This is a genomic window from Streptomyces acidiscabies (genome assembly GCF_020010905.1).
Taxonomy (GTDB): domain Bacteria; phylum Actinomycetota; class Actinomycetes; order Streptomycetales; family Streptomycetaceae; genus Streptomyces; species Streptomyces acidiscabies.
This window is the reverse complement of the sequence record NZ_JAGJBY010000001.1, coordinates 1,567,879-1,593,565: the sequence shown is the minus strand read 5'-3', so window position 1 is coordinate 1,593,565 and position 25,687 is coordinate 1,567,879. Positions and strand designations below refer to the sequence as shown.

At 70.6% G+C, this 25,687-nt stretch carries 26 protein-coding genes; 10 read left to right on the top strand and 16 right to left on the bottom strand.

Features of this window, described 5'->3' with window-relative positions:
- Positions 1-4: 4 nt before the first annotated feature.
- From J8M50_RS07645 to J8M50_RS07635, 3 genes are read right to left on the bottom strand one after another with little or no spacing between them, the layout of a single operon-like run.
- Complete coding sequence (locus J8M50_RS07645; RefSeq protein WP_010352357.1) at positions 5-1,195, bottom strand: dipeptidase; 1,191 nt, start codon at positions 1,193-1,195, stop codon at positions 5-7.
- The gene (gene purE, locus J8M50_RS07640; RefSeq protein WP_010352356.1) at positions 1,192-1,728 is read right to left on the bottom strand and encodes a 5-(carboxyamino)imidazole ribonucleotide mutase; all 537 of its coding nucleotides are present in this window, start codon (positions 1,726-1,728) and stop codon (positions 1,192-1,194) included. Before purE ends, J8M50_RS07645 begins: the two co-directional genes overlap by 4 nt.
- Positions 1,725-2,864, bottom strand: a complete 1,140-nt coding sequence (locus J8M50_RS07635) for a 5-(carboxyamino)imidazole ribonucleotide synthase (protein WP_029183657.1) — start codon at positions 2,862-2,864, stop codon at positions 1,725-1,727. Before J8M50_RS07635 ends, purE begins: the two co-directional genes overlap by 4 nt.
- Positions 2,865-3,061: 197 nt before the next feature.
- Between J8M50_RS07635 and J8M50_RS07630 the strand changes: the two genes are divergently transcribed.
- Complete coding sequence (locus tag J8M50_RS07630) at positions 3,062-3,577, top strand: GtrA family protein (RefSeq protein ID WP_010352354.1); 516 nt, start codon at positions 3,062-3,064, stop codon at positions 3,575-3,577.
- Between the two features lie 44 nt (positions 3,578-3,621).
- Positions 3,622-3,963: a YrdB family protein gene (locus J8M50_RS07625; RefSeq protein WP_223786179.1), complete on the top strand. Its 342-nt coding sequence runs from the start codon at positions 3,622-3,624 to the stop codon at positions 3,961-3,963.
- A gap of 25 nt (positions 3,964-3,988) precedes the next feature.
- Here J8M50_RS07625 and J8M50_RS07620 read toward each other — a convergent pair whose 3' ends face one another.
- Together J8M50_RS07620 and J8M50_RS07615 are read right to left on the bottom strand one after the other, a co-directional pair.
- On the bottom strand, positions 3,989-5,263 hold the full coding sequence (locus J8M50_RS07620) for a sensor histidine kinase (RefSeq protein WP_010352352.1): 1,275 nt from the start codon (positions 5,261-5,263) through the stop codon (positions 3,989-3,991).
- Positions 5,264-5,397: 134 nt separating this feature from the next.
- Entirely contained in the window at positions 5,398-6,075 is a 678-nt protein-coding gene (locus J8M50_RS07615; RefSeq protein ID WP_010352351.1) for a response regulator transcription factor, read from the bottom strand.
- Positions 6,076-6,339: 264 nt separating this feature from the next.
- Between J8M50_RS07615 and J8M50_RS07610 the strand changes: the two genes are divergently transcribed.
- The gene (locus J8M50_RS07610; protein ID WP_010352350.1) at positions 6,340-7,845 is read left to right on the top strand and encodes a peptide MFS transporter; all 1,506 of its coding nucleotides are present in this window, start codon (positions 6,340-6,342) and stop codon (positions 7,843-7,845) included.
- A 54-nt stretch (positions 7,846-7,899) separates the two neighbouring features.
- Here the strand turns inward: J8M50_RS07610 and J8M50_RS07605 are convergent, their stop codons facing one another.
- From J8M50_RS07605 to J8M50_RS07585, 5 genes are all read right to left on the bottom strand, one after another.
- Positions 7,900-9,072 carry a hypothetical protein gene (locus J8M50_RS07605; RefSeq protein ID WP_100216717.1) on the bottom strand — a complete coding sequence of 391 codons (1,173 nt, stop codon included), beginning with the start codon at positions 9,070-9,072 and terminating at the stop codon, positions 7,900-7,902.
- A 77-nt stretch (positions 9,073-9,149) separates the two neighbouring features.
- A complete protein-coding gene (locus J8M50_RS07600) occupies positions 9,150-10,187 on the bottom strand; it encodes a hypothetical protein (protein ID WP_010352348.1) in 1,038 nt (345 codons plus the stop codon).
- The gene (locus J8M50_RS07595; RefSeq protein ID WP_010352347.1) at positions 10,177-10,812 is read right to left on the bottom strand and encodes an LPXTG cell wall anchor domain-containing protein; all 636 of its coding nucleotides are present in this window, start codon (positions 10,810-10,812) and stop codon (positions 10,177-10,179) included. Before J8M50_RS07595 ends, J8M50_RS07600 begins: the two co-directional genes overlap by 11 nt.
- A 106-nt stretch (positions 10,813-10,918) precedes the next feature.
- Positions 10,919-11,380, bottom strand: a complete 462-nt coding sequence (locus tag J8M50_RS07590) for an ATP-binding protein (RefSeq protein WP_050987177.1) — start codon at positions 11,378-11,380, stop codon at positions 10,919-10,921.
- 164 nt (positions 11,381-11,544) lie between these two features.
- Entirely contained in the window at positions 11,545-11,928 is a 384-nt protein-coding gene (locus J8M50_RS07585; RefSeq protein WP_010352345.1) for an STAS domain-containing protein, read from the bottom strand.
- Positions 11,929-12,198: 270 nt separating this feature from the next.
- Here J8M50_RS07585 and J8M50_RS07580 point away from each other — a divergent pair, with 270 nt between their 5' ends.
- Positions 12,199-13,089: an RNA polymerase sigma factor SigF gene (locus J8M50_RS07580; RefSeq protein WP_010352344.1), complete on the top strand. Its 891-nt coding sequence runs from the start codon at positions 12,199-12,201 to the stop codon at positions 13,087-13,089.
- A gap of 77 nt (positions 13,090-13,166) precedes the next feature.
- Here J8M50_RS07580 and hutI read toward each other — a convergent pair whose 3' ends face one another.
- From hutI to hutU, 4 genes are all read right to left on the bottom strand, one after another.
- Entirely contained in the window at positions 13,167-14,396 is a 1,230-nt protein-coding gene (hutI, locus tag J8M50_RS07575) for an imidazolonepropionase (protein ID WP_010352342.1), read from the bottom strand.
- A 23-nt stretch (positions 14,397-14,419) separates the two neighbouring features.
- Entirely contained in the window at positions 14,420-15,751 is a 1,332-nt protein-coding gene (locus J8M50_RS07570; RefSeq protein ID WP_010352340.1) for a formimidoylglutamate deiminase, read from the bottom strand.
- Positions 15,748-16,950: an allantoate amidohydrolase gene (locus J8M50_RS07565; protein WP_078480644.1), complete on the bottom strand. Its 1,203-nt coding sequence runs from the start codon at positions 16,948-16,950 to the stop codon at positions 15,748-15,750. Before J8M50_RS07565 ends, J8M50_RS07570 begins: the two co-directional genes overlap by 4 nt.
- Positions 16,951-17,012: 62 nt before the next feature.
- The gene (gene hutU / locus J8M50_RS07560) at positions 17,013-18,677 is read right to left on the bottom strand and encodes a urocanate hydratase (RefSeq protein WP_010352338.1); all 1,665 of its coding nucleotides are present in this window, start codon (positions 18,675-18,677) and stop codon (positions 17,013-17,015) included.
- 150 nt (positions 18,678-18,827) lie between these two features.
- On the opposite strand from hutU, the gene J8M50_RS07555 reads away from it, so the two are divergent.
- From J8M50_RS07555 to J8M50_RS07535, 5 genes are all read left to right on the top strand, one after another.
- Positions 18,828-20,270, top strand: a complete 1,443-nt coding sequence (locus J8M50_RS07555) for a type III PLP-dependent enzyme domain-containing protein (RefSeq protein WP_010352336.1) — start codon at positions 18,828-18,830, stop codon at positions 20,268-20,270.
- A 170-nt stretch (positions 20,271-20,440) separates the two neighbouring features.
- Positions 20,441-20,848 carry a hypothetical protein gene (locus tag J8M50_RS07550; RefSeq protein WP_010352335.1) on the top strand — a complete coding sequence of 136 codons (408 nt, stop codon included), beginning with the start codon at positions 20,441-20,443 and terminating at the stop codon, positions 20,846-20,848.
- 8 nt (positions 20,849-20,856) lie between these two features.
- Positions 20,857-21,579, top strand: coding sequence for a hypothetical protein (locus J8M50_RS07545; RefSeq protein WP_050987180.1), 723 nt, complete (start codon positions 20,857-20,859; stop codon positions 21,577-21,579).
- 34 nt (positions 21,580-21,613) lie between these two features.
- Positions 21,614-22,189: a roadblock/LC7 domain-containing protein gene (locus J8M50_RS07540; RefSeq protein ID WP_010352333.1), complete on the top strand. Its 576-nt coding sequence runs from the start codon at positions 21,614-21,616 to the stop codon at positions 22,187-22,189.
- A 16-nt stretch (positions 22,190-22,205) separates the two neighbouring features.
- Positions 22,206-22,580: a roadblock/LC7 domain-containing protein gene (locus J8M50_RS07535; protein ID WP_010352332.1), complete on the top strand. Its 375-nt coding sequence runs from the start codon at positions 22,206-22,208 to the stop codon at positions 22,578-22,580.
- A gap of 9 nt (positions 22,581-22,589) precedes the next feature.
- On the opposite strand, the gene J8M50_RS07530 is transcribed toward J8M50_RS07535, so the two are convergent.
- Positions 22,590-23,174, bottom strand: coding sequence for a hypothetical protein (locus J8M50_RS07530; RefSeq protein WP_075661564.1), 585 nt, complete (start codon positions 23,172-23,174; stop codon positions 22,590-22,592).
- 674 nt (positions 23,175-23,848) lie between these two features.
- On the bottom strand, positions 23,849-24,691 hold the full coding sequence (locus tag J8M50_RS07525; RefSeq protein WP_010352330.1) for a MurR/RpiR family transcriptional regulator: 843 nt from the start codon (positions 24,689-24,691) through the stop codon (positions 23,849-23,851).
- Positions 24,692-24,911: 220 nt separating this feature from the next.
- Between J8M50_RS07525 and J8M50_RS07520 the strand changes: the two genes are divergently transcribed.
- Positions 24,912-25,598 (top strand): carbonic anhydrase, encoded by a 687-nt coding sequence (locus J8M50_RS07520; RefSeq protein WP_010352329.1) that lies wholly within the window; start codon positions 24,912-24,914, stop codon positions 25,596-25,598.
- Positions 25,599-25,687 lie beyond the last annotated feature (89 nt).

Here is a 25,687-nt window from a genome sequence, read left to right as displayed (position 1 = left end):
GGTACTACACGCCCCCGTCCAGCTCCTCGATCCGCGCGGACGACGGACCCCGTACCCCCTGGGTACCCCGCGCCACGTCCTCCGCCGCCCCCAGCACCCGTACCGCGTTCTGCCACGTCAGCTTCGCGAGGTCGGCGCGGGACCAGCCCCGGTCGAGGAGTTCCGTGAGGAGGTTGGGGTAGCCGGAGACGTCGCGCAGGCCCTCGGGGGTGAAGGCCGTGCCGTCGTAGTCGCCGCCGATGCCGAGGTGGTCGACGCCGGCGACCTCGCGCATGTGGTCGAGGTGGTCGGCGACCGTGGAGACCGTCGCGACGGGGCGCGGGTGCGTCTCCTCGAAGGCGTGGTGGACGGCCATCGCCTCGGGCGTGGTGGCGAGGTGGTGGAAGCCGTGCGCGCGCATGTTCTCGTCGGCCGCCGCCGTCCAGTCGACCGCCGCCTGGAGGACGAACTTGGGGACGAACGTCACCATCGCCATGCCGCCGTTCGCGGGGAGGCGTTCGAGGACGTCGTCCGGGACGTTGCGGGGGTGGTCGCAGACCGCGCGGGACGAGGAGTGCGAGAAGATCACCGGCGCGGAGGAGGTGTCGAGCGCGGCCCGCATCGTCGTCGCGGCGACGTGCGACAGGTCGACGAGCATCCCGAGCCGGTTCATCTCGCGCACGACCTCGCGGCCGAACGCCGAGAGCCCGCCGACGTTCGGTACGTCCGTCGCGGAGTCGGCCCACGCGATGTTGTCGTTGTGGGTGAGCGTCATGTAGCGCACGCCCAGCGCGTACAACCCCCGCAGCGTGCCGAGGGAGTTGGCGATCGAGTGGCCGCCCTCGGCGCCCATCAGCGACGCGATACGGCCCTCCGCGCGCGCCGCCTCCATGTCGGCGGCGGTGAACGCGGCGCGCAGGGCGTCCGGGTGACGGTCGATCAACTGCCGTACGCAGTCGATCTGTTCGAGCGTCGAGGGCACCGCGTCCGGCAGATCGGACCGCACGTACACGGACCAGTACTGCGCTCCCACCCCGCCTTCGCGCAGGCGCGGCAGGTCGGTGTGCAGGTGGGCGTCCTGCCGTACGGCGATGTCGCGCGCGGCGAGGTCGTAGTGGACCTGTTCGCGCAGCGCCCAGGGGAGGTCGTTGTGCCCGTCGACGATGGGGAACTCTGCGAGGAGTTCCCGGACTTGGTCCCGCGTCGAGGCGCTCACTTGCCGAACCCGAAGGACCCCTTGGCGCCCTCGACCTTGGCCCGCAGCCGCTTGCCCTTCTCCGTCGCCTGGTCGTTGAGCTCCTGCTGGAACTCCCGCATCCGGCCGAGGAGTTCCTCGTCGTGCGCGGCGAGGATGCGCGCGGCGAGCAGACCGGCGTTGCGGGCGCCGCCCACGGACACGGTCGCCACCGGCACGCCGGCCGGCATCTGCACGATCGACAGCAGGGAGTCCATGCCGTCCAGATACTTGAGAGGGACGGGTACCCCCACGACCGGCAGCGGCGTCACGGACGCCAGCATCCCCGGCAGGTGCGCCGCTCCCCCGGCCCCGGCGATGATCACCTTCAGCCCACGCTCGGCCGCCCGCTCGCCGTACGCGATCATCTCGTGCGGCATACGGTGCGCGGAGACGACGTCCACCTCGTAGGCGACCTCGAACTCGTCGAGCGCCTGAGCTGCGGCCTCCATGACGGGCCAGTCGGAGTCCGACCCCATGACGATGCCTACGACGGGGCCTGCGACGGGGCTCATTCGGTGATCGTGCCTCTCAGGTATCCGGCTGCGTGGCGCGCGCGTTCCAGTGCGTCGTCCAGGTTGTCGCCGTAGGTGTTGACGTGGCCCACCTTGCGGCCGGGCTTCACGTCCTTGCCGTACATGTGGATCTTGAGCTGGGGGTCGCGGGCCATGCAGTGCAGGTACGCGGAGTACATGTCGGGGTAGTCGCCGCCGAGGACGTTGACCATCACCGTCCAGGGGGCGCGGGGGCGGGGGTCGCCGAGGGGGAGGTCCAGGACCGCGCGGACGTGGTTGGCGAACTGGGACGTGATCGCGCCGTCCTGGGTCCAGTGGCCCGAGTTGTGGGGGCGCATCGCGAGTTCGTTGACCAGGATGCGGCCGTCTTGGGTCTGGAACAGCTCGACGGCGAGGTGGCCGACCACGCCGAGTTCCTTCGCGATCCTCAGGGCCATCTCCTCCGCCTTGAGGGCGAGGGTCTCGTCCAGGCCGGGGGCGGGGGCTATCACCGTGTCACAGACGCCGTTCACCTGCTGCGACTCGACCACCGGGTAGGCGACAGCCTGGCCGTGCGGGGAGCGGACGACGTTGGCGGCCAGCTCACGGACGTAATCGACCTTCTCCTCGGCGAGGACCTGGACACCCGCGCGGAAGGGGTCCGCCGCGTCCTCGGGGCCGTCCACGACCCAGACGCCCTTGCCGTCGTACCCGCCGCGCACGGTCTTGAGGACGACGGGGAAGCCGTCGCCCTCCGCCGCGAACGCCGCGACGTCCGCCGGGTCCGTCACGATGCGGTGGCGGGGGCACGGGACGCCGATCTCCGTCAGCTTCGCGCGCATCACGCCCTTGTCCTGGGCGTGCACCAGCGCGTCCGGGCCGGGGCGGACCGGGATGCCGTCCGCCTCCAGGGCGCGGAGGTGGTCCGTGGGGACGTGTTCGTGATCGAAAGTGATCACATCGCAGCCCCGCGCGAAGGCACGCAACGTCTCCAGGTCGCGGTAGTCGCCGATGACGACTTCGCTCACGACCTGTGCCGCCGAGTCCTGGGGGGTGTCACTGAGGAGCTTGAACCTGATGCCCAGCGGGATGCCCGCCTCGTGCGTCATACGCGCGAGCTGGCCGCCGCCGATCATGCCGACTACCGGGAACGTCACGCGTCCAGGATATCGGCCGTGCCGGGCGGCTGGTCCTGCGCGCCTCTTACTGCCGGTTTCCCCGGTTCATACCCCGTGTTTCCCCACTGCTTCCCGAGCCGTTCCCAACCCGTGAGGTCGACCACAGGAAACCTCCATCGAGGGTGGTTAGCATGGCTGGGTTGACGAAACCAACCCGGACGGGGGCTTGTACAAGCATGGAACACGGTTCCACGGGGCATGCCTCCGGATTGCGCCGCGTCAGTCGCGAGGTGGCGAAGTTCGGTGCGGTGGGAGGGGCCGGGCTACTGGTCAACCTCGCCGTCTTCAACCTCGTACGGCATGTCACCGACCTCCAGGTCGTCCGGGCGAGCGTCATCGCCACGGTCGTCTCCATCGTCTTCAACTACGTCGGGTTCCGGTACTTCACGTACCGCGACCGCGACAAGAGCGGGCGGACGAAGGAGCTGACCCTCTTCCTCTTCTTCTCGGTCATCGGGATGGTCATCGAGAACGGGGTGCTCTACGTCGCGACGTACTCGTTCCACTGGGACAGCCCGCTCCAGAGCAACATCTTCAAGTTCGTCGGCATCGGGATCGCGACGCTGTTCCGGTTCTGGTCGTACCGGACGTGGGTGTTCAAGACGCTGCCCGCGAAGGAGGCCGTGGCCGGCGCGGAGGCGTTTCTGGAGCAGAGGTCCGCTGCGGCGGCGCGAGTGAGCGAGCGGGCGTAGAGGACATGTCGTTCGGGTACGGTTTTCACCCTCTGTTCCTCGGTGTGAGGTTCGTGCTGGAGCTGGTGGCTCTGGTGTGCTTCGGGCTCTGGGCGCGGGCTGTCACGCCTGGTCCTCTGCGGTATGTCTGCGCGGTCGCCGTTCCCCTGATCGTGGCCGTGCTGTGGGGGGTCTTCGCCACCCCGGACGATGCGTCCCGGTCCGGGGGGACGGTGATCGCGACACCTGGTCCGCTGCGGTTCCTGCTGGAGCTGGCCGTGTTCTTCGGCGGTGCGGCGGCGTTGTACGCGGCGGGATCCCGCAAGCTCGCCGTGCTGCTCGCCGGCGTGCTGCTCGTGTACCACCTGCTGTCGTGGGACCGGATCCTGTGGCTGATCAGGCATTGAGTCCGCCCCAGCCATCAGAAGGGCCCTAGCGCACCGTCGGCTCTTCCGTCTCCGCGGGCTTCTTCAGGGGGGCTGTGCGGGAGAGGAACAGGCCGAAGACCGGGGGCTGGGCCTGGAGCATCTCCAGCCGGCCGCCGTCCGCCTCCGCCAGATCGCGGGCCACCGCCAGGCCGATGCCGGTGGAGTTACGGCCGCTGATGGCGCGCTCGAAGATGCGGGCGCCGAGGTCGGCGGGGACGCCCGGGCCCTCGTCCGTCACCTCGATCACCGACTGGTTGCCGGTCACGCGGGTACGGAGGGCCACCGTGCCGCCGCCGTGCATCAGGGAGTTCTCGATCAGGGCCGCCAAGACCTGGGCCACCGCTCCCGGCGTACCCACCGCCTGCAAGTGACGCTTGCCCGAGCTGACGATCGCCCGGCCCGAGGAGCGGTACGCCGGGCGCCACTCCGCCAGCTGCTGCTGGATGACCTCGTCGAGGTCGAAGGAGACCGCGTTGCCCGTGCGGGGGTCGCGTGAGTTCGTCAGGAGGCGTTCCACCACGTCCGTGAGGCGCTCCACCTGTGTGAGGGCGACGTTCGCCTCCTCCTTCACCGTCTCCAGGTCGTCGGTGAGGGTGATCTCCTCCAGCCGCATCGACAGGGCCGTGAGCGGCGTACGGAGCTGGTGGGAGGCGTCGGCGGCCAGGCGGCGTTCGGCGGTGAGCATCCGGCCGATACGTTCCGCCGAGGAGTCCAGGACGTCCGCGACCCGGTCCAGCTCGGGGACGCCGTACCGCTTGTGGCGGGGGCGGGGGTCGCCGGAGCCCAGGCGTTCGGCGGTCTCCGCGAGGTCCGTCAGGGGGGACGCCAGTTTGTTGGCCTGGCGTACGGCGAGGAGTACGGCGGCGATGACGGCCAGCATGGCGACGAGGCCGATGATCAGCAGCGTACGGCCGACCTCGCGGGTCACCGCGGACTTGGGTTCCTCGACCCGTACGGTCTCCCCCCGCTCGCCCGACTGCTCCGAGTGGATGACCTCGCCCTCGGGCTTCTCCCCGATCTCGATCGGCGCGCGACCGGGGATGCGGATCACGGCGTACCGGTCCTGCGTCACCTGATCCCGCAATATCCCGGCGTTCACGTCCTCGGACCCGAGCAGCCGACTGTCCACGATCCCCACGAGCCGCACGGCCTCGGAGTCGACGCGTTCCTGAGCGGCGTTGCTGATGGTCCGGCTCTCGACGATGACGAGGGAGACCCCGAAAACGGCGATGACGACGAGAACGACAGCGAGGGTGGACTGAATAAGACGACGACGCACGACGTGACTCCGACGGAAGTTTCAGATGCCGGGAGGGCTGTGTCTTTTAGGGGCGCGGGGAACTGCGCGACCAGCCCAATCGGACCCGCAGCCGCCCCACAACCAAAACCCCTACGGCGTTACGCGCGTAGCGCCTAGCTCTTCTCGAACCGGAAGCCGACACCCCGAACGGTAGCGATATACCGAGGGTTCGCTGCATCATCCCCGAGCTTCTTACGCAGCCAAGAGATGTGCATATCCAGCGTCTTCGTGGACGACCACCACGTCGTGTCCCACACCTCGCGCATCAACTGATCACGAGTAACCACCCGCCCGGCATCCCGGACAAGCACCCGCAACAGATCGAACTCCTTCGCGGTCAACTGGAGTTCTTCGTCCCCCATCCACGCCCGGTGAGACTCGACGTCGATGCGCACACCGTGCGTGGCCGGCGGCTGCGAGGGCTCAGCGGCCCCACGCCGAAGCAGCGCCCGCACCCGCGCGAGCAACTCCGCAAGACGGAACGGCTTGGTGACGTAGTCATCGGCCCCCGCGTCGAGCCCCACGACCGTGTCGACCTCGTCCGCGCGGGCGGTAAGAATGAGGATCGGCACGGCGTGGCCCTCGGAGCGCAGCCGGCGGGCGACTTCGAGGCCGTCCATGCCGGGGAGTCCGAGGTCGAGCACGACCAGGTCGATGCCGCCCTGCATCCCGGCGTCGAGCGCGGTCGGTCCGTCCTCGCGCACCTCGACCTCGTACCCTTCCCGGCGCAGGGCGCGGGCCAGGGGTTCCGAGATGGACGCGTCGTCCTCGGCTAGCAGTACACGGGTCATGAAGCTGATGGTAGTCCGCACCGGAGGTGGCCAGGGGTGTGATCGCCCTGTCTGTTTCTTACCAAGGGGCAAGACGGGGCATCACGGGCGCGCGAGCCTGGTCCAGACCTTGTGATCCATGCCTCAAACGCTTCCATTTCGCCCCCTACTCCGTCGTAAGGTGGCAAACGCCTGTTGCACTGCGGGACCGTCGGCGAAGAAGCCGGGGGTCCTTTTTCGTGCGTACCGGTGTAAGCGACCTGTAAACAGCAGCAAGGATCCATCATGGCGTCCAGCCTGACGAAGGACTCGGTACGTCCGGGCACCCCCGGCTCCACCGGTACCTTCTTCGGCCACCCGCGCGGCTTGGCCACTCTGTTCCTGACGGAGATGTGGGAGAGGTTCTCGTACTACGGCATGCGGGCTCTGCTGCCGCTGTACCTGGTGGCACCGGGCGGTATGCACCTGAGCGCCGGTACGGCGACGGCGATCTACTCCGTGTACGTCTCGCTGGTGTACCTGCTCGCGCTGCCCGGCGGCTGGTTCGCGGACCGCGTGCTCGGCCCCCGCCGGACCGTCGCCACCGCCGGTGTGATCATCATGGCCGGTCACCTCTGCCTCGCGGTCCCGTCCTCCGCCAGCTTCTACGCCGGTCTCGGCCTCGTCGCGCTCGGCTCCGGCCTGCTGAAGGCCAACATCTCGACGATGGTCGGCCACCTCTACGACGGCCCGGACGACCCGCGCCGCGACGGCGGCTTCACGATCTTCTACATCGGCATCAACCTGGGCGCGTTCGCGGCGCCGCTGGTGATCGGCACCATCGGCGAGAACGTGAACTGGCACTTCGGCTTCGCGCTCGCCGCCGTCGGCATGGCGCTGGGCCTCGGCCAGTTCCTGCTGGGCACCCGCCACCTGAGCGAGCGCAGCGACGTCGTACCGACCCCGCTGTCCGCCGCCGAGAAGACGGCCACCCTGCGCAAGGGCCTGATCTGGCTCGCGGTCGCCGCCGTCTTCTACGGCGTTGTCGGCTTCAGCGGCCACTACACGCTGAACTGGGCGCTGATCCCGCTGACGGTCGTCGGTCTCGTCGTCCCGGTCCTGGTGATCGGGCGGATCAAGCGGGACAAGGACCTCGACGCGGCCGAGCAGTCGAAGATGTCCGCCTACATCTGGTTCTTCATCGCCGCCGCCGTGTTCTGGATGATCTACGACCAGGGCGGGTCGACGCTGTCGATCTTCGCGGAGGGCAAGGCCGACAACACGGTCTTCGGCTGGGAGTTCCCGGTCTCCTGGTACCAGTCGGTCAACCCGGTCATGATCATGGCGCTCGCGCCGGTGTTCGCGTGGCTGTGGCTGTGGCTGAACCGGCGCGGTCAGGAGCCGAGCACGATCGTGAAGTTCGCGGCCGGTCTCGTGCTGATCGGTGCCTCGTTCTTCCTGTTCCTCGCGCCGCTGTCGATCGCCGAGGGCGGGCACAAGGCCGCCGCGCTGTGGATCGCCGGGATCTACTTCGTCCAGACGCTGGGCGAGCTGACCCTCTCCCCGGTCGGCCTCTCCGTCACGACGAAGATGGCGCCGGCCAAGTACGCGTCCCAGATGATGGGCGTCTGGTTCCTCGCGGTGACGGCCGGCGACTCCGTGACGGCGCTGCTGTCCAACCCTGCCGTCGGTGGGGTGAACCTCGACAAGATGAGCTTCGTCGCCCTCGAAGCCGTCCTCGCGGTGATCGCGGGTGGTGCGGTGTGGATGTACCGCAAGCGCGTCAACTCCCTTATGGGCGACGTCCGCTGAGGTTGCCGTTCTCTGTGGGAGGGCCGTCCCCGAGGGGGCGGCCCTTCTCCGTGTCTACCGCGTCTTCCGCTTCGGCAGGAACGTGAACACGGCCCCGCCCAGCAGGACCGCAGTCCCGGCCACCAGCCCCAGCGCCTTCAGCGCGCCGTGGTCCTCGGAACCCGTGTTCGCGAGGCCGCCGGTGGTGCTGGAGCCGCCGCTCGTGGAGGTGCCTCCGGAGGCGCCGCCTTCCTGTTTGTCCGTCTTGAGGGTGAGGGAGACCAGGCTCTTGTCCGGCGTGCACTTCGTCTTCGTGCCGAGCGCCTCGATGAGCAACACCCCTGGCGACAGGGTCGATTCACCGGTCGCGCCGGGTTTGTAGGTGCCCTTCAGGTCGGGGATCTGGATGGGGTCGCCGGTCTTGATCGCGCCGGAGTTGAGGGGGCCTTCGACGTGGACCGTCCCCTTGTCCGCGCCGCCGATCTTGACCTCCATGGACGGTTTGACCGATCCGGCCGGGATGTCGGCGGGAGAGTTCATCACCGATTTCTTGAACTGGACGGAGAGGTCATAACTCCCGCCGTTCTTCTTGGCGTTGATCTGGACGGGCGAGGTCGCCTTCTTCTCGCCGAGGGGTGACTGGCAGGTGTAGGGGATCTCGACGACCTTGCCGGTGAAGTCGGTGGGTTCGTCGGAAACGGACGGGGAGGGACTCGGTGACGAGGAGGGCGGGGGCGACGAACTCCCGCTCGGACTCGGCGAGTTGCTCGAACTGCCGCTGGGGCTCGGGGAGTTGCTGCCACCCCCGGTCACCGTGATCGTCGCCGACGGCGACACCGCCTGCGTAGGTGTGCAGTTCGTGTTCGTCCCCATCGCGTTGACGACGTACGCGTCCGGCGTCAGCTTCACCTCCCCCGCCGCCGTCAGCTTGAGCGTCCCCTTCATGTCGGCGAGGACCATCGCCCCGCCCTTGGGGATCGCCGGGTTCTCGCGCGGCCCGGTCATCGGCACGTCCCCGCTCTGCGCCCCGGACGCCTTCAACGTCCCCGACGGCTGTACGGAGTTGGCGGGCAGGTCGATGATGTCCGGGTTCTTGGACGCGGCCTGCGTGAACTTCCAGACGACGTCGACGGTGTCCCCGACCTTCGCGGTGGCCGGCGCGGTGATCTGCACCTTGGTGGTCCCGTCGACGGGCGGGATCCCGGCCGGGGGGACGCAGTGGGTGGTGTACGACACCTCGGCGGCCATGGCGGGCACGGCCGCGAGCCCGAGCAGCGCACTCGTCCCGACGGCGACCACTGCGACGGCCGCTCTCCTGGTGGCTCTCACATCGTGCCCTTCCTGCTGGGGGTCGTTCGGTCGTCGTGCGGTGGGGAGAGGCGGCCCTGGGTGTCCGGGGAGAACCACGGCAGGGTCGGGCTCGTGGTGTCGGCGGGCGGCGGCTTCGGCTTCGGCCTGCGGATACGTCCGCGCAGGCGCCGTACGCCGCCCCGCCTGCGGTGTTGGCGGGGGCGGACCTTGTCGACGATCGCCATGCCGATGCGGAACAGCGCCGAGGGGACGACGATCGCCGCGAGCGCCCAGAAGAGGACGACGCCCCAGGGGCGGCCCACGTCCCAGGGCCGGTCGGTGAGGACCTTGCCGCCGTATCTCAGGGAGACCGTGTAGTCGCCGTGCGCCCCGCTGCTCAGCTCGAACGGCAGCTCCAGGCGCGCTTTTTGGCCGGGCGCGAGGGTGCCGTCCCACTGGTGGTCGTCCCACTGGGGCGCGAACACGCCGTGTGCGGTGCCGACTTGGAAGACGGGGTTGCGGACGGGGGTCGTCCCGGCGTTCCCGACCGTGACGACCAGCTTGCGGGCGGGGGGTGCGCCGAACCAGGTCAACAGGCCGCTGGAACCCTTGAGTTGGGGGTCCGTCAGGACGCGCAGGGTGCCGGTCGGTGACTCCTGAGGCAGTGGCTTCTCCTCATGGCCCGCGACCTTCAGTACGGCGTCGGCCTGCGCCTTCTGGCCCGTGGCCGTCGCGACGTGGACGACACACGGACACGGCACCGGCGGTCCCACGACCGGGAGTTGGCGGCTGAAGCGCCCCCTCGCGTCGGTCGTCACGGCCCGACCGTCCGCGTTGGCACAGGAGTTGGTGCCGCCGAGCACGCCCCTTGAGGGGCTGGACTGGCCGCACAGCAACAGCGTGAGCAGCGTGCCCGCCGGCCAGCCCGCGCCACTGACGGTGACCGAACTGCCCTTGCCCGCCTCCGACTTGCCGAGCTGGACCGTCGGTCCCGACGCCGCTTCCGCCGTCCCCGGCACGGTCAGGCACAGCGCGAGGGCGGCGAGCAGCGCGGCGGCTCTTCTAACGAGCACGACGCGTCAGCCACAGGGTGCCCGCGGCGCCGGTCAGCAAGATCGTCCCGCCGAGCGTGCCGAGCGCGACGAAGGAGTCCTCCGGGCCGGTCTGCGGGAGTTGGGACGGTGCGGAGTCCGCCGTCACGTCCAACGTCAGTGACGCGCCGGGTGAGTTGGTCGGCGTACACGTCGTCGTCGTACCGAGCGCGATGATCGTCAGCACACCGGCGGTGAACGTGACCTTCCCGGATGCCTTCGGGGTGTACGTACCGCTCAAGTCGCTGATCTTTATGGGGGTGTTGGCCGGAATCGCGGCCTGGTTCGCGGACCCGGTGACGGTGAGGGTCCCACTGTCCGCGCCGCCCAGTTTTACGGTGGCCCTCGGCTTCATCGCCCCGGCGCCCAGCTCGACCGGGCTCGACGAGACGCCCTTCTGCCACGACATGGTGATGCGGTAACCGCTCCCGCTCTTCACCCCTTTGATGTCGATCGGCGAGAGGGCGCTCTTGTCCCCGATCGGCGTCTTGCAGGCGTAGTTGACGTCGACGGCGGCGGCCGAGGCGGGCGGTGCGACAGCCAGCGCGCCCACCCCCGCCAGGACCGCGCCCGACGCGAGCACGACACTCCGCTTCCGCTTGGCCACGATCCCTCACCCCTGACGCCTCATCAGATTTGGTGCGTCAAGGTACGCCGGGCGGCTTGAGGAGGGAAGGGGGACGGCGGCGCGTAGTGCGCAGGCGTGTTCCGCGTCAGGCCGGAGCCCCCAGCTCCGCCCACACCGTCTTGCCCCCCACCCCCTGCGCCCGTACGACCCCCCAGTCCAGGCACAGCCTCTGCACGATGAACATCCCGTGCCCCCCGGGCCGCCCCGCGCGGTGCGGCGTGCGCGGTGACGGCTGGCCCGCTCCCCGGTCCACGACCTCGACCCGGATGACCTTGTTGTCGCAGGAGATGCGGATCTCCTCGGGGCCCCCGGCGTGCAGGCACGCGTTCGTGACCAGTTCGGAGACGACGAGGAGCACGTCCTCGGCGGCGGCGCGGCGGTCCGCGCCGGACGCCGGGAGCCAGCCCCACGCGTACAGCGCCTGCCGGGCGAAGTCCCGGGCCAGCGGTACGACGCCGCTCGCGCCGTCGAGACGCAACCGCCGGACACCCTCGCCGGACGGCTCACCACCGGACGGCACAGGCGCAGGGGGCCGGGTCGTGCTCATCAGCGCTTCACCTCACCAGTTCGACCGGTTCCAGAGGCACCAGGTCATTCTCAGGGTCGACGGCGCCCGCTCCCACACGGGTTCGTACACACGTGCCGCCGACATGTTCACGAAGTCTCCTGCCCGGCCCGGCGTACGGAACACACTCCGGCGGGCGGGCAGTCTCAGCCGTCGGCGCCCGGGCCCGGCAGCGCGTCGGCGACCGAGGCGTGAACGGTGAAGACGGCCTCGGCGCCGGTGATCTCGAAGACCCGGGCGACGACCGGCTGCATCCCGGCGAGGTGGACGCCACCACCGGCGGCCTCCGCCTTGAGGCGGGCGCCGAGCAGCACGTTCAGCCCCGTGGAGTCGCAGAACTCCAGCCGCGAGCAGTCGATGACGAGACGGCTGAAACCCTTCGCCAGACATGCGTCCAGAGGTTCGCGCAGCAGCTCCGCGGTGTGGTGATCGAGCTCACCCGCGGGGGTGACGACCGCACTGGAGCCCTCTTCCCGCACCTCCACCAGCAGCCGGCCCGACTGTGCGCTGCCGACCGTCCCGTGGTCCATGCCGTCTTCTCTCCCGAGGTCGTAGCCGTGTACCGATGCTCCCGAACACTACGCCTTGTACACCATCTCTCGACACTCGAACAACCACACCAACCTTGACAAAGCGGACATACCATGGTTGCGGTCGGGTCGGGGAAGCAGGTAGGGCTAGTAGCAGCCCCTTTTCCAGGGGGAACGAACGGACGGCTTCGGAGGCGCCGCACACCGCAGTCCACACGCACTGGCTCCGGCAGCCATTCGCCACACCTGCCGAGAACGATGGAGGACGACATGTCACCCCGGCTCGACGCATCCCGGCCCCCGACGGCGGCGTCGACACCCCCACCGGAACAGCTTGATCCCCACGACCTCGATCCCCTCGCGGATCTTCCGGACATCCCGCCGTACGACGAGATCGGCGCGGTCGACGCCCGCGCGCTGTCCAAGACGCTCTTCGCCCGCCTCGAAGCCCTCGAAGAGGGCACCCACGAGTACGCGTACGTCCGCAACACCCTCGTCGAGCTCAACCTCGCGCTCGTCAAGTTCGCCGCGTCGCGCTTCCGCTCCCGTAGCGAGCCGATGGAGGACATCGTCCAGGTCGGCACGATCGGGCTGATCAAGGCCATCGACCGGTTCGAGCTCAGCAGAGGCGTCGAGTTCCCCACCTTCGCCATGCCGACCATCGTCGGTGAGATCAAGCGGTTCTTCCGGGACACGTCCTGGTCCGTCCGTGTGCCTCGGCGGCTTCAGGAGTTGCGGCTCGAACTCGCCAAGGCCGGCGATGAGTTGTCCCAGCGGCTTGATCGCTCTCCCACCGTTGCCGAGCTTGCCGAGCGGCTTGGTATCTCCGCCGATGAGGTCGTTGAGGGGATGGCCGCGTCCAATGCTTACACCGCCTCCTCCCTCGATGCTCAGCCTGACGAGGAGGAGACGGAAGGGGCTCTGGCCGATCGGATCGGGTACGAGGATCACGGGCTCGAAGGGATCGAGTACGTCGAGTCGTTGAAGCCGCTCATTGCCGAACTTCAGCCCAGGGATCGGCGGATTCTGTCGTTGCGGTTCGTTGCGGGGCTCACGCAGTCGGAGATCGGGGAGGAGTTGGGGATCTCGCAGATGCATGTGTCGCGGTTGTTGGCTCGGACGTTGGTGCGGTTGCGGAAGGGGCTGACTGTCGAGGAGTAGGTGCCTAAGGGGGTGCCGCACCAGGTGGTTTGGCGGGTGCGGCACCGTCGTGGTTGTTCGCGCAGTTCCCCGCGCCCCTAGATAACTCGCCCTCGTTTCCAGACTTCTGCCACTAGGGGTACCCCAGGGCGGTACGCCAAGTGCACGTGGCTCGGGGCGTTCAGGAGGATCAAGTCCGCCTGGGCGCCCGGAGTTACTCGGCCCACATCCGTACGTCGCAGCGCCGCCGCTCCCCCCGCCGTCGCCGACCACACCGCCTCGTCCGGCGTCATCCCCATGTCCCTCACCGCCAGCGCGATGCAGAACGGGACCGAGGACGTGAAGGACGAACCCGGGTTGCAGTCCGTCGAGAGGGCGACCGTGGCTCCCGCCGCCAACAGGCGCCGTGCGTCCGGCCATTCGGCTCGCGTCGAGAATTCCGCGCCCGGCAGGAGGGTGGCGACCGTGTCGCTGTTGGCCAGCGCGTCCACGTCCTCGTCCGTCAGGTGCGTGCAGTGGTCCGCGCTCGCCGCGTCCAGTTCCACGGCCAGTTGGACGCCCGGTCCGTACGTGAGTTGGTTCGCGTGGACGCGGGGGTGGAGGCCCTTTTCCTTGCCCGCCTTGAGAATTGCCCGTGCCTGGTCGCCGTCGAACGCGCCCTTCTCGCAGAAGACGTCGATCCAACGGGCGTGCGGGGCGCAGGCGTTGAGCATCTCGCCGGTGACGAGAGCCACGTACGCGGCCGGGTCGTCGGCGTAGTCCGGCGAGACGATGTGCGCGCCGAGGTACGTGACCTCGTCCGTGTGGCGCGCGGCGATGCGGAGCGCGCGGGACTCGTCCTCGACCGTCAGGCCGTAGCCGGACTTGGTCTCCATCGTGGTCGTGCCCTGGCGGAGGGCTTCCGCGAGGTAGCCCGTGAGGTTCGCTTCGAGGGCCTCGTCGGTGGCCGCGCGGGTCGCCGCCACCGTCGTACGGATGCCGCCTGCCGTGTACGGGCGGCCTGACATGCGCGCGTTGAACTCGGCCGTGCGGTCGCCCGCGAAGACGAGGTGGGAGTGGGAGTCGACGAAGCCCGGGAGGACGGCCCGGCCGCCGGCGTCGACCCGATTGTCAGTGGCGGGTGCTTTGCTGGATTCACCGGTCCAGACGACGCGGTCGCCGTCGATGACGACGGCCGCGTCGTGGATCAGTCCGAGTGGGGTGTTGTCGCCCAGGGAGGGGTCGTTGGTGACGAGAGTGCCGATGTTCGTGATGACGGTCGTCGTACCGGTCGTGCTGTTCGCCTGGTTCGGCCCGATGGGGCTGCTGGGCGTGGTGGGGGCGTTCATGGCGTCCTCGTGGGTTGCGAAGGTCAGGAGCGCAGGTCGGCGACGGCCGCCGCGAGGGCTCGCGGGACGTCCGGTACGGCGGTGTGGGCCCCGTCCCGTACGACGTGCCGGCCGCCCACGACCGTATGGCGGACATCTGCCGCCGACGCGGCGAATACGGCCGTCTCCGCGCCCAGTCGCGGCAGCGGGCCCGCGGTTCTGACGGAGTCGAGGGCGATCGTCGTGAAGTCCGCGAGGGAGCCGGGGGCGAGGGTGCCGGCGTCGTCCCAGCCGAGCGCGGCGTGGCCGTCCTCCGAGGCCGCGCGCAGGAGGGCCGCCGCCGTCCAGTGGCCCCGGGTGCGGGTGCGCAGGCGCTCGTTCAGCTCCATCGCGCGGGCTTCCTCGAAGAGGTCGATCACGGCGTGGCTGTCGGAGCCGAGGGAGAGCGGGGAGCCCGCCTGCTGGAGGGCTACGGCGGGTCCGATGCCGTCGGCCAGGTCGCGTTCCGTCGTCGGGCACATGCAGGTGCCGGTGCCCGAGCCGCCGATCAGGGCGATGTCCTCGGTCGTGAGGTGGGTGTTGTGGACGCCGGTGGTGCGGGGGCCGAGGACGCCGTGGTCGGCGAGGAGGCGGGTCGGCGTGCGGCCGTGGGCGGCCTGGCAGGCGTCGTTCTCGGCGGTCTGCTCGGAGAGGTGGATGTGGAGGGGGGCGCGGCGGTCCGAGGCCCAGGCGGCGACGGTCGCGAGCTGGTCCGCCGGGACCGCCCGTACGGAGTGGATCGCCGCGCCGATCCGTGCGTGACCTTGTTCCTTGAGTTCTGAACAGCGTGCCGCCCAGCTCTCCGCGTCGCCGTCGGAGAAGCGGCGCTGGTGCCGGTTCGGCTCCTGCCCGAACCCCGCCGACAGGTAGCAGGCGTCGAGCAGCGTGATCCTGATCCCGGCGTCCGCCGCCGCCTGGATCAGCGCCTCGCCCATCGCGTTGCGGTCGGCGTACGGGGTGCCGTCCGGGGTGTGGTGGACGTAGTGGAACTCGCCGACCGTCGTGATCCCGGCGAGCGCCATCTCCGCGTACACCGCGCGGGCCAGCGCATGGTACTTCTCCGGGGTGAGCCGGTCCGCGACGCCGTACATCACCTCGCGCCAGGTCCAGAACGTCCCGGAGCCGACCTGGACCGTGCCGCGCAGGGCCCGGTGGAAGGCGTGGCTGTGCGCGTTCGCGAGGCCGGGGAGGGTCAGGCCCCGCAGGACCTCCGCGCCCGGGGGCGGGGTCTCGACGCCCTTGCGTACGGCCGTGATCCTGCCGTCGGTGACCTCCAGGGTCACGCCCGGTTCCACCACCGGGTCCAGCCAGGCGTGCTCCAGCCAGTACGTCGTCATACGCGGGCCAGCCCTTCCAGTACGTCGGCGAGCGCCTGCACCCCGGCCACGCAGTCGTCCTCCGTCGCGGACTCCGCCGGGGAGTGCGAGACGCCGGTGGGGTTGCGCACGAACAGCATGGCGGTCGGGATGCGTCCCGACAGGATCCCGGCGTCGTGTCCCGCGCCGGTGCCGAGGACGGGGACGGTGAGGCCGGTGTCCTTGCCGAGGAGTCGGGCCAGCTCGTCGCGCAGGGCGTGGTCGAACTCCACGACCGGCGTGAACGACTCGCGTACGACGTCCAGTTCGACGCCGTGCTCCTGCGCGTAGACCTGCGCGGCCTTCTCGATGCCGGTGACGACCGTGTCGAGGGTCTCCTGCTCGGCCGCGCGGGAGTCCAGCCAGCCGCGTACGAGCGAGGGGATCGCGTTGACGCCGTTGGGCTCGACGGAGATCTTGCCGAAGGTGGCGACGGCTCCGGCGAGTTGCGCCTCCCGGCGTGCGGCGAGCACGGTCTCCGCGTACGACAGCATCGGGTCACGCCGGTCCACGAGGCGCGTCGTCCCCGCGTGGTTGGCCTCGCCCCGGAAGTCGAAGCGCCAACGCCCGTGCGGCCAGATGGCGCTGGCGATCCCGACCTGGTCGCCGGAGAGGTCGAGCGCCCTGCCCTGCTCGACGTGCAGTTCGACGAAGGCGCCGATGCGGTCGAGGCGTTCGTTGTCGGCGCCGATGCCGTCGGGGTCGTACCCGGCGGCTTCCATGGCCTTCGGGAGGCTGATCCCGTCGCCGTCGGTGAGCTGGTGGGCCTGCGCGAGGGTCAGCTTCCCCGAGGTGAGCCGGGACCCGACGCAGGCGAGCCCGAACCGGGCGCCCTCCTCGTCGCCGAAGTTGACGATGCCGAAGGGCTTGGTGAACCGGACGCCGCGCGCGCGGAGTTCATCGAGCGCGGCGAAGGAGGACACGACGCCGAGGGGCCCGTCGAAGGCGCCCCCGTCGGGCACGGAGTCGAGGTGGGACCCGGTGACGACGGCGTCCCCGGCAGCGGGGTCACCGAGCCAGGCCCACTGGTTCCCGTTCCGGTCGACCTCGTACGCGAGCCCCCGCAGCTCGGCCTGCTCCCGGAACCAGGCCCGACAGTCGGCGTCGGCGGGGGTCCAGGCGAAGCGCCGGTAGCCGTGGGAGTCGGGGTGGCGGCCGATGGGGTGGAGCTGGCGCCACATCTCCTGGAAGGAGGGGGGAGCCACGGACAGTGTCGTGGCCCCCACCTGGGCGTTCCCGTCCGTCACGCGTCCCCGCCCTCGCGCATCGGGATGCGTACCCCGCGCTCGTCCGCCACCCTCTCGGCGATCTCGTAACCCGCGTCCACATGCCGGATGACCCCCATGCCGGGGTCGTTCGTCAGGACGCGGCGGATCTTCTCGCCCGCCAGCTTCGTGCCGTCGGCCACCGAGACCTGGCCCGCGTGGATCGAGCGGCCCATGCCGACGCCGCCGCCGTGGTGGATCGACACCCACGACGCGCCGGACGCCACGTTGACCATCGCGTTGAGCAGCGGCCAGTCGGCGATCGCGTCGGAGCCGTCGAGCATGGCCTCGGTCTCGCGGTACGGGGAGGCCACCGAGCCGGCGTCCAGGTGGTCGCGGCCGATCGCCAGCGGCGCCGCCAGCTCGCCGCTCGCGACCATGTCGTTGAAGCGCTCGCCGGCCTTGTCGCGCTCGCCGTAGCCGAGCCAGCAGATACGGGCGGGGAGGCCCTGGAAGTGGACGCGTTCACCGGCGAGCTTGATCCAGCGGGCGAGGGACTCGTTCTCGGGGAACAGCTCCAGCATCGCCTTGTCCGTCTTCGCGATGTCGGACGCCTCACCGGAGAGCGCGGCCCAGCGGAAGGGGCCCTTGCCTTCGCTGAAGAGCGGCCGGATGTAGGCGGGGACGAACCCGGGGAAGGCGAACGCGCGGTCATACCCGGCGAGTTGGGCCTCGCCGCGGATGGAGTTGCCGTAGTCGAAGACCTCGGCGCCGGCGTCCATGAAGCCGACCATGGCCTCGACGTGGCGGGCCATGGACTCGCGGGAGCGGGTGGTGAACCCGGCCGGGTCCTTCGCCGCCGCGTCGGCCATGTCGGCGAAGTCGACGCCGACCGGCAGGTAGGAGAGCGGGTCGTGCGCCGAGGTCTGGTCGGTCACGATGTCGATGGGGGCACCCTCGGCGAGCATCTGCGGGAGCAGCTCGGCGGCGTTGCCGAGGAGGCCGATGGACAGCGGCTTGCGCTGGTCGCGGGCCTCGGTGGCGAGCTGGAGCGCGTGGGCGAGGTTGTCGGCCTTGACGTCCAGGTACCGGTGCTCGATCCGGCGCTCGATGGCGCGGGGGTCGCAGTCGATGCAGATCGCGACACCGTCGTTCATGGTGACGGCGAGCGGCTGGGCGCCGCCCATCCCGCCGAGCCCGGCGGTGAGGGTGATCGTCCCGGCGAGGGTCCCGCCGAACTTCTTGGCGGCGACGGCGGCGAACGTCTCGTACGTCCCCTGGAGGATGCCCTGGGTGCCGATGTAGATCCAGGACCCGGCGGTCATCTGGCCGTACATGGTCAGCCCGAGCGCCTCCAGGCGCCGGAACTCCTCCCAGTTCGCCCAGTCGCCGACGAGGTTGGAGTTGGCGATGAGGACGCGCGGCGCCCACTCGTGCGTCTGCATGACGCCGACGGGGCGCCCGGACTGGACGAGCATGGTCTCGTCCTGCTTGAGCGTCTGGAGCGTGCGGACCATCGCGTCGTAGGAGCGCCAGTCGCGCGCGGCCTTGCCGGTGCCGCCGTAGACGACGAGCTTGTCGGGGTGCTCGGCGACCTCGGGGTCGAGGTTGTTCTGGAGCATCCGCAGGGCGGCTTCCTGCTGCCATCCCAGGGTGTTCAGTCCGGTTCCGCGGGGGGCTCGAACGGGACGGGGTCCTGACATGGGCTGCCTCCTGGGGCACGTCGTCGATATTCCGGTTCTATTCACATAGTCGCCAGCTGAATAGAACTAGTCAATAGGGCGGGGAACCGACACGCACGCCGTACGGGTGTTTGGCTGGAAGGAGGAGCACACCGAGGCGCGAGCCGGGGCATGCTCCGGCCGACGGAGACGACACGGCAGTACGGGTACCGGACCACCTCGACGGGGGCTGATGTGCGGCAGACGGCAGACGGGCGAGCGGCGGACGACGGACGGGCGGTACGCCGGGACGACGCGGTCCGCGCGGCGGTGGAACAGGGCCTGCTGGGCCCGGACACGCCGATCGTGGGCCTCCTGGACGTCACCGGCATCAAGGAGTCGGCGGCGGGGCTGACGGCCGCGTTCGACGCCGTCGTCCCACCGGGCACCCCGGTCCTGCACGCCTTCGCCGTCAAGGCCACCCCTCTGGTACCGGTACTGCGCCTGCTGCGCGAGGCCGGCATCGGCGCCGAGGTCGCGAGCCCCGGCGAGCTCGCCCTCGCGCGCGCCGCGGGATTCGGCGCGCAGTCGACCGTACTCGACTCCCCGGCGAAGACCCCGGCGGAGCTGCGCGAGGCGCTGGCCCTGGGGATCGCGGTGAACGCGGACAACCCGCAGGAACTGGCCCGGATCGACGCCCTGCGGCGCGAGACGCCGAGCGCCTCCCCCATCGGCATCCGGGTGAACCCGCAGGTCGGCGGCGGCACCATCGAGTCGACCTCGACGGCCACCCCCACCTCGAAGTTCGGCGTCGCGCTGCGGGACGAGGGCGCGCGGGAGTGGGTGATCGGCGCGTACGCGGAGCGCCCGTGGCTGACCCGCCTGCACGCGCACACCGGCTCGCAGGGCGTGCCGCTGACGCTGATGGCGCGCGGTGTCGCGGAGGCGTACGCGCTGGTCGAGGAGATCAACCGGCGGATCGGCCGCCGCCAGATCGACACCGTGGACATCGGCGGCGGCCTGCCGGTGAACTACGCCTCGGAGGAGACCACACCGACGTACGCGCAGTACGCCCGCCTCCTGAAAGAGGCGGTCCCGGGACTGTTCGACGGCCGGTACGGGCTGGTCACCGAGTTCGGCCGCTCGCTGCTGGCCAAGCAGGGCACGGTGGTCGCGCGGGTGGAGTACGCGAAGAGCGCGGGCGGGCGGCGCATCGCGGTGACGCACGCGGGCGTCCAGGTGGCGACCCGGACCGTGTACATGCCGGGCTCGTGGCCGCTCAGGATCGCCGCGTACGACGCGAAGGGCCGCGCCAAGAGCGGCCCCGAGGCCGTGCAGGACGTCGCCGGTCCGGCGTGCTTCTCGGGCGACCTGCTGGCGCGCGGGCGTTCGCTCCCGCTGCTCGAACAGGGCGACTACGCGGCGGCGTTGGACACGGGCGCGTACTACTTCGCCCACCACTACGCGTACAACTCCCTTCCCCGGCCCGCCCTTTACGGGTACGTACCCGGCGCGGACGGCCACACCAGGTTCGCGCTCGTCCGTGCGGCCCAGACGACGGCGGAGATCCTCGCCGAGGCCGGAGGGGCGTACGGCGACGCGCTCACCACCCTGGGCGAGCCCGAGCGCCCTTGACGCACGCCCGCGACCTGGGCGTTCCATAAGCCCGAAAACCAGGCAAACTCGCCCACTCTAGCTTGCCGTTGGCATTTTCCAAGGGGAAATGCCAAACACCTCACTCGTCGCACACACGGTCTGTAGCGTCTCTCTCACTCAGCCGTAACCGAGGAGGGAGGGGAACCGCGGTGCCCGGAATCGACGAGTGTCTGCTGGAGGCCATGCGCCTGCCCGGAGCCCGGGGCGCTGCCCTGGTCGACTGGACCAGCGGGCTCGCGCTGGGCTCCGTCGGGGAGTTCCCCGGCGGGGACGCGGAGGCGGCGGCGACCGAGGCGGCGGAGGTGGCCCGACTGACCGTCGAACAACGGGCGTTCGCGCCGGAGACGCCGGACGCCGGTGCTGATGTCGTTGCCGATGACCCCTCGGTCGAGGACCTCATCATCAGCAACCGCGACAGCTACCACCTCCTCCGGTTCGTCCGCACCGACTTCGACAGCAGCGTCTTCCTCCACGTGTGGCTCGGCCGCCGCGACGGCAACCTCGCGCTCGCGCGCATCCGGCTCGAAGAAATGGCCGGGAAGCTGGTGCTGGGGTGATGGCCGTCATGACAGCGCTCCCCGTCCGCGAGCACGTCACCGGCGAGGTGGCCCCGCTCCTCGCCCGGCTCGCGGCCGAGGAGGCGAGCGGGGTGCTGATGCGGGACAGCGGCGCGCTGCACCTGGTCCGGGGGCGGGTGGTGTACGGCGAGAGCGCCGCGACGCCGGGCCCCGAAGCCCTCCTGGGAACCCGCGAGAGCCTCCAACTCCTCGTCCGGGAAGGGCGGTTAGCGCGTGGCGCCGGGGAACTCTGCCTGCTGGGGGCGCTCTTCGACGCCGCGTACTTCACCCTGACGCCGGGTGACGCCCCCGCCCGTTTCCGGTACGACGACACCGGGTACGACCCCGGCCCCGTACAGCCCGTCGACGCCGGGCTCCTGGAGCGCGAGACGCGCCGGCGCCGGGCCCTGCTCGACCGGCTCTGGCCGGAAGCCCGCACGGACGACGCGCCACTGCGCCTCGTCGACTCCCACCCTCCGCCGCGCTGGCTCCCCGCGCGCAGACGGGCCGTCCTCGCCGAGGTCGACGGGGAACGCACGGCGACCGGGATCGCGCACCGGCTGGGGCGGCGGGCCTTCCCCACGCTGCTCGACGTACGGCGGCTCGCGGCGGCGGGGTTGGTGACGGTGACTTATGGCTCGCCAACTGCCTTGCCCCCTACGGCCGTTCCTGACGACGACCCCCAACTCACCCTGCTGAAAAGGCTCAGAGATGCGCTGGAGGCCCTTTGAGCGGCAGCGACCGCAGCCCGAGAGGAGAGATCTGATGACTACTCACGAGGCCGAGATACTCGACGAGTTGAGAAGACTGCGGGCCTCCGTGCCCCAGCTCACCGGCGCACTCGCGGCCAGCGTCGACGGGCTGGTGCTCGCCGCGGACACACCGGGGGTCGAGCCGGAGGGGGTCGCCGCGCTCACTGCCGCGGCGCTCGGCGTCGCCGTACGCCTCGCGGACGAGACCGGGCAGGGGGAGTTGCGCGAGTTGCTCGTGCGGGGGGTGTACGGGTACGTCGCGACGTACGCCGCCGGGGAGGCCGCCGTGCTGACGCTGCTCGCCCAAGACCGGGTGAACGTCGGCCGGTTGCACCTCGAAGGGCGGCGGACCGGGGCGCGGATCGGGGAGTTGGTGGACTCGGCGGCCGGGGAGAACGCCGCTGCGAGAGAGGCCGCGAAGACGAGTGCCGTGAAGAAGCCGGGGGCCTCCACCAGTGCCGCGAAAAAGACCAGTACGACAGGGGCGGCCACGAGCACGCCCCTCCCCAAGCTCCCCCCACTCCCCCCACTGCCCGCCAGACCGGCTCGCGCCCCCACCGACAACACGCGTGCCACCACCGAGAGTTGAAAGGAACCCAACGATCATGGCCAACACCGAGACCGCCCTCAAGGAAGCCCTCGCGTCCATCGAGGGGGCCACCGCCGTCGCCCTCGTCGACTACACGAGCGGCATGGCCCTCGGCACGCTCGGCGGCAGCAAGAGCTTCGACCTCAACGTCGCGGCTGCCGGCAACACGGACGTCGTCCGCGCGAAGATGCGGACGATGGAGCACCTCGGTCTGAAGGGGCAGATCGAGGACATCCTCATCACCCTCTCCGACCAGTACCACCTCCTGCGGCTCCTCAGCGGGCGCGGCGGCAACGGGCTGTTCCTGTACCTCGTCCTGGACGCGAAGCGGTCCAACCTGGCGATGGCGCGGCACCAGTTGAAGCGGATCGAGGAGGAGCTGGAGGTCTGAGGGCTCGCCTCAGGCGCCGACCGTGGTGCGGCGGCGCGCTCCTCCGGGGGCCGCGTCGCCCGCCGCGATGCCGGTGCTGCGGTAGCCCTTCACCGCCTTGCCCGCCGGGGCGCCGCCGTATCGGCCCAGCCAGTCCACTCGTACCCAGAGGAGTTCGCCCTCGGTCCGTTCGCGGCGGCCCAGCCAGGCGGACTTCAGGCGCAGGCCGGTTCCGTAGCCGGCGATGAGCATGCCTGCGGCTGCGGGGACGGCGAAGGAGCTGACGATCGCGAGGGTGAGGGCGAGGAGGAGCCACCAGCGGTTGCCGTGGCGCCAGTTGCGTACGGTGACCGCGCGGTCCTGGAGGGCGTCGTGCTTGCCTGCGCGTGCCGCGGCTTGGGCGAGGATGGTGTACCGCTTGCGGTGGGTGTACGCGGTGATGGCGGCGGCAAGGATGAACAACGCGGCACCGGCGAACACACCGACCCGTCGCCCGGTAACCCCCGGCACGAGCACCCCGACCCCGGCCGCGAACACCCCACACCACCACCACGGCCCGGCCCCCGCCCTCACGACGACGGCCACCCGTGCCAGTCCCTGTCCTCCACGCACCATGCCACCCGCCTCCTAGTCACCGACGTTCCATTCCACGGAAGCTACCGAGTGAACGTGAGACGAGTCTGAGAGTGGGGGGGGGGGGACGCCTAATAACTCGGGTGGCATCGGTACGTAGGCGAGTGCGGCAGCATCGTGGCTGATCGCGCAGTTCCCCGCGCCCCTTTAGGCCGGACCAGTCCCCGCCACTCACAACGCCCCGCACCACCACAGTCGGACCAGCCCCCGCCACGCACAACCACCCGCACCACCACGGTCGGACCAGCTCCCACCACCCGCACCACCGCCTACCCGCCCCACCCCGCTCCCGCAGCTGCGACCAGCCGCGCCACCCCCACCGCCCCGCACCCGTCCACCCAACCCGCGTAGCTGCGGGCAGTCGGGCCACCCCCCACGGACCCGCACCCACTTCACTCGCCCCACCCAACTGCGGCCAGCCGTGCCGCCCCCACCGCCCCGCACCCGCTCCACTCGCCCCGCGTAGCTGCGGGCAGTCGTGCCGCTAGGGGCGGCACGGGTGGGCGCAGCGGCACCCCGCAAGCGCGGGTGAGCGGCAACGCCCCTACCCCAGCCACCCACCGCACCCACCGCAGCCACCCACCCGACCCGCAGCCGGAAGCCTCAGCAGCACCCCCCACCCCCGCCGCCCGAATGCACACACCCCCCAACCCGCCTCACTCCACGAACAACCCCCGCGCCAACGCCCCCGCATCGAACTCCTCCAACCGAGCCTGCGCATCCGGCAAGTCGTCGCACATCGCCTCCAGCAGCACCCGACCCAGCAACATCGGCGCACACGCCGTGTCGAACGCCAACCCCGTCCCCACCGCCGCCGGCAGCAGCAGATCCGACGCCTTCGCCACCGGCGCGAACGCCGAGTCGGCGACCGTGACGACCGTGAGGCCCGCCCCCTTCGCGTACGTCAGGGTGTCCAGGACCTCCTTCGGGTGACGCGGCAGCGCGAAGCACAGGAGTGCGCTCGCCCCCGCGCGGACCACCGCGTCGATGCGGTCCTGGAGCATCGAGCCCCCCTCGTCGAGGAGCCGGACATCCGGGTGGACCTTGGCCGCGAAGTACGAGAACCCGTACGCCTGGGAGGCCGCCGCCCGCAGACCGAGGACCGGCAAGGGGCGGGACGCCGCGAGGAGTTGACCGGCGCGACGGACGGGCCCGGGGTCCGCGAGGACCTCCGCGAGGTGCCGCAGGTTCTCGATCTCCGCCTCGACGGCCTGCTGGTAGGCGTTGTAGTCCTGGGAGGAGGCCGCCCGGTCACCCGGCGCGACCTCGCGAAGGTGGCGCCGCAGAGCGGGATACCCGTCGAACCCGAGCGCCACGGCGAACCGCGTCACGGACGGCTGGCTCACCCCCGCCAGCTCCGCCAGCTCGACACTCGACAGGAACGGCACATCCGCGGCCCGCCGGACCATGCTGTGCGCGATCCTCCGCTGCGTCGGCGTGAGCCGGTGCCCCTCGAAGAGCGTCTGGAGCCGGGCGGCGGGGCCCTCGGACACGCTCATTCTTGTGCTCCCCCTGGCTATTCAGGCTGCATGGTTCCTGCATGTTGTTATACACCCGGCGCCGAGGCCGTCACCCCGTCAAGCCCCCGTATCGGACCGGCGATGATCTGAACACGAAAACACAAAGTGTCGTTAAACAGGCACACACCGTGATGAATCAGGCGCATACCGTGAACAGACCCTCCGCCGAGGGTTCTTGGTACGACCCCGAGGATGCGTCATGCCCTCCAACCGCCGGGCCTTCCTGACGGCCACCGCCGTCGGCGCCCTGGCCACCGCCCCGGCCGCAGCCGCGACCCGCACCCCGCGAAGAAGCCGCCCCCTCCGCACCGGCCCCCCGACCACGGCGTCCGCAGCCCTGACCGAACTCCTCGCCGGCAACAAGCGGTACGCCGAGGGCCGCTCCAGCCACCCCCACGAGGACCGCCGCCTGCGCCACACCCTCGCGGGCGCCCAGCACCCGTACGCGATCGTCCTGGGCTGCATCGACTCCCGCGTCCCGCCCGAGCTGATCTTCGACCAGGGCCTCGGCGACGTCCTGTGCATAAGGACGGCGGGCCAGGTCCTGGACGAGGCGGTGCTCGGCTCGATCCAGTACGGCGTGACCGAACTCGGCATCCCCCTCGTCCTGGTCCTCGGCCACGAACGCTGCGGCGCGATCGCCGCCACCCTCGACCACCTCCGCACCGGCGACGAGGTCCCCGGCCACCTCGAACTCCTCGTCGAGGAGATCACCCCGGCGGCCCACCGCACCCGCGCGAACCCCGGCGACTGGGCCGAACACACCATGACCGCCCACACGACGTGGGTCCGCGACGCGATCCGCACGGATCCCGCGTTCGCGGAGGCCCAAGTGACGGCGGCGCGCTTCGACTTGGACACGGGGCTGGTGTCGCTGCTGCCGTGACAGGCGGAACGACGGTACGGCGTACGGGAGTTCGCCAACTGCCGTACGCCGAGCACCCGTACGCCCCCAACCCACCCCACCGCTCCTCA

Excerpts from the sequence above, each read along its gene's own strand:
- purE (WP_010352356.1), bottom strand. The coding sequence starts at position 1,728 with ATGAGCCCCGTCGCAGGCCCCGTCGTAGGCATCGTCATGGGGTCGGAC.
- J8M50_RS07630 (WP_010352354.1), top strand. The coding sequence starts at position 3,062 with ATGGAACACGGTTCCACGGGGCATGCCTCCGGATTGCGCCGCGTCAGT.
- J8M50_RS07615 (WP_010352351.1), bottom strand. The coding sequence starts at position 6,075 with ATGACCCGTGTACTGCTAGCCGAGGACGACGCGTCCATCTCGGAACCC.
- J8M50_RS07610 (WP_010352350.1), top strand. The coding sequence starts at position 6,340 with ATGGCGTCCAGCCTGACGAAGGACTCGGTACGTCCGGGCACCCCCGGC.
- J8M50_RS07605 (WP_100216717.1), bottom strand. The coding sequence starts at position 9,072 with ATGGCCGCCGAGGTGTCGTACACCACCCACTGCGTCCCCCCGGCCGGG.
- J8M50_RS07590 (WP_050987177.1), bottom strand. The coding sequence starts at position 11,380 with ATGAGCACGACCCGGCCCCCTGCGCCTGTGCCGTCCGGTGGTGAGCCG.
- J8M50_RS07585 (WP_010352345.1), bottom strand. The coding sequence starts at position 11,928 with ATGGACCACGGGACGGTCGGCAGCGCACAGTCGGGCCGGCTGCTGGTG.
- J8M50_RS07580 (WP_010352344.1), top strand. The coding sequence starts at position 12,199 with ATGTCACCCCGGCTCGACGCATCCCGGCCCCCGACGGCGGCGTCGACA.
- hutI (WP_010352342.1), bottom strand. The coding sequence starts at position 14,396 with ATGAACGCCCCCACCACGCCCAGCAGCCCCATCGGGCCGAACCAGGCG.
- J8M50_RS07570 (WP_010352340.1), bottom strand. The coding sequence starts at position 15,751 with ATGACGACGTACTGGCTGGAGCACGCCTGGCTGGACCCGGTGGTGGAA.
- J8M50_RS07565 (WP_078480644.1), bottom strand. The coding sequence starts at position 16,950 with ATGTGGCGCCAGCTCCACCCCATCGGCCGCCACCCCGACTCCCACGGC.
- hutU (WP_010352338.1), bottom strand. The coding sequence starts at position 18,677 with ATGTCAGGACCCCGTCCCGTTCGAGCCCCCCGCGGAACCGGACTGAAC.
- J8M50_RS07555 (WP_010352336.1), top strand. The coding sequence starts at position 18,828 with ATGCTCCGGCCGACGGAGACGACACGGCAGTACGGGTACCGGACCACC.
- J8M50_RS07545 (WP_050987180.1), top strand. The coding sequence starts at position 20,857 with ATGACAGCGCTCCCCGTCCGCGAGCACGTCACCGGCGAGGTGGCCCCG.
- J8M50_RS07540 (WP_010352333.1), top strand. The coding sequence starts at position 21,614 with ATGACTACTCACGAGGCCGAGATACTCGACGAGTTGAGAAGACTGCGG.
- J8M50_RS07535 (WP_010352332.1), top strand. The coding sequence starts at position 22,206 with ATGGCCAACACCGAGACCGCCCTCAAGGAAGCCCTCGCGTCCATCGAG.
- J8M50_RS07530 (WP_075661564.1), bottom strand. The coding sequence starts at position 23,174 with ATGGTGCGTGGAGGACAGGGACTGGCACGGGTGGCCGTCGTCGTGAGG.
- J8M50_RS07525 (WP_010352330.1), bottom strand. The coding sequence starts at position 24,691 with ATGAGCGTGTCCGAGGGCCCCGCCGCCCGGCTCCAGACGCTCTTCGAG.
- J8M50_RS07520 (WP_010352329.1), top strand. The coding sequence starts at position 24,912 with ATGCCCTCCAACCGCCGGGCCTTCCTGACGGCCACCGCCGTCGGCGCC.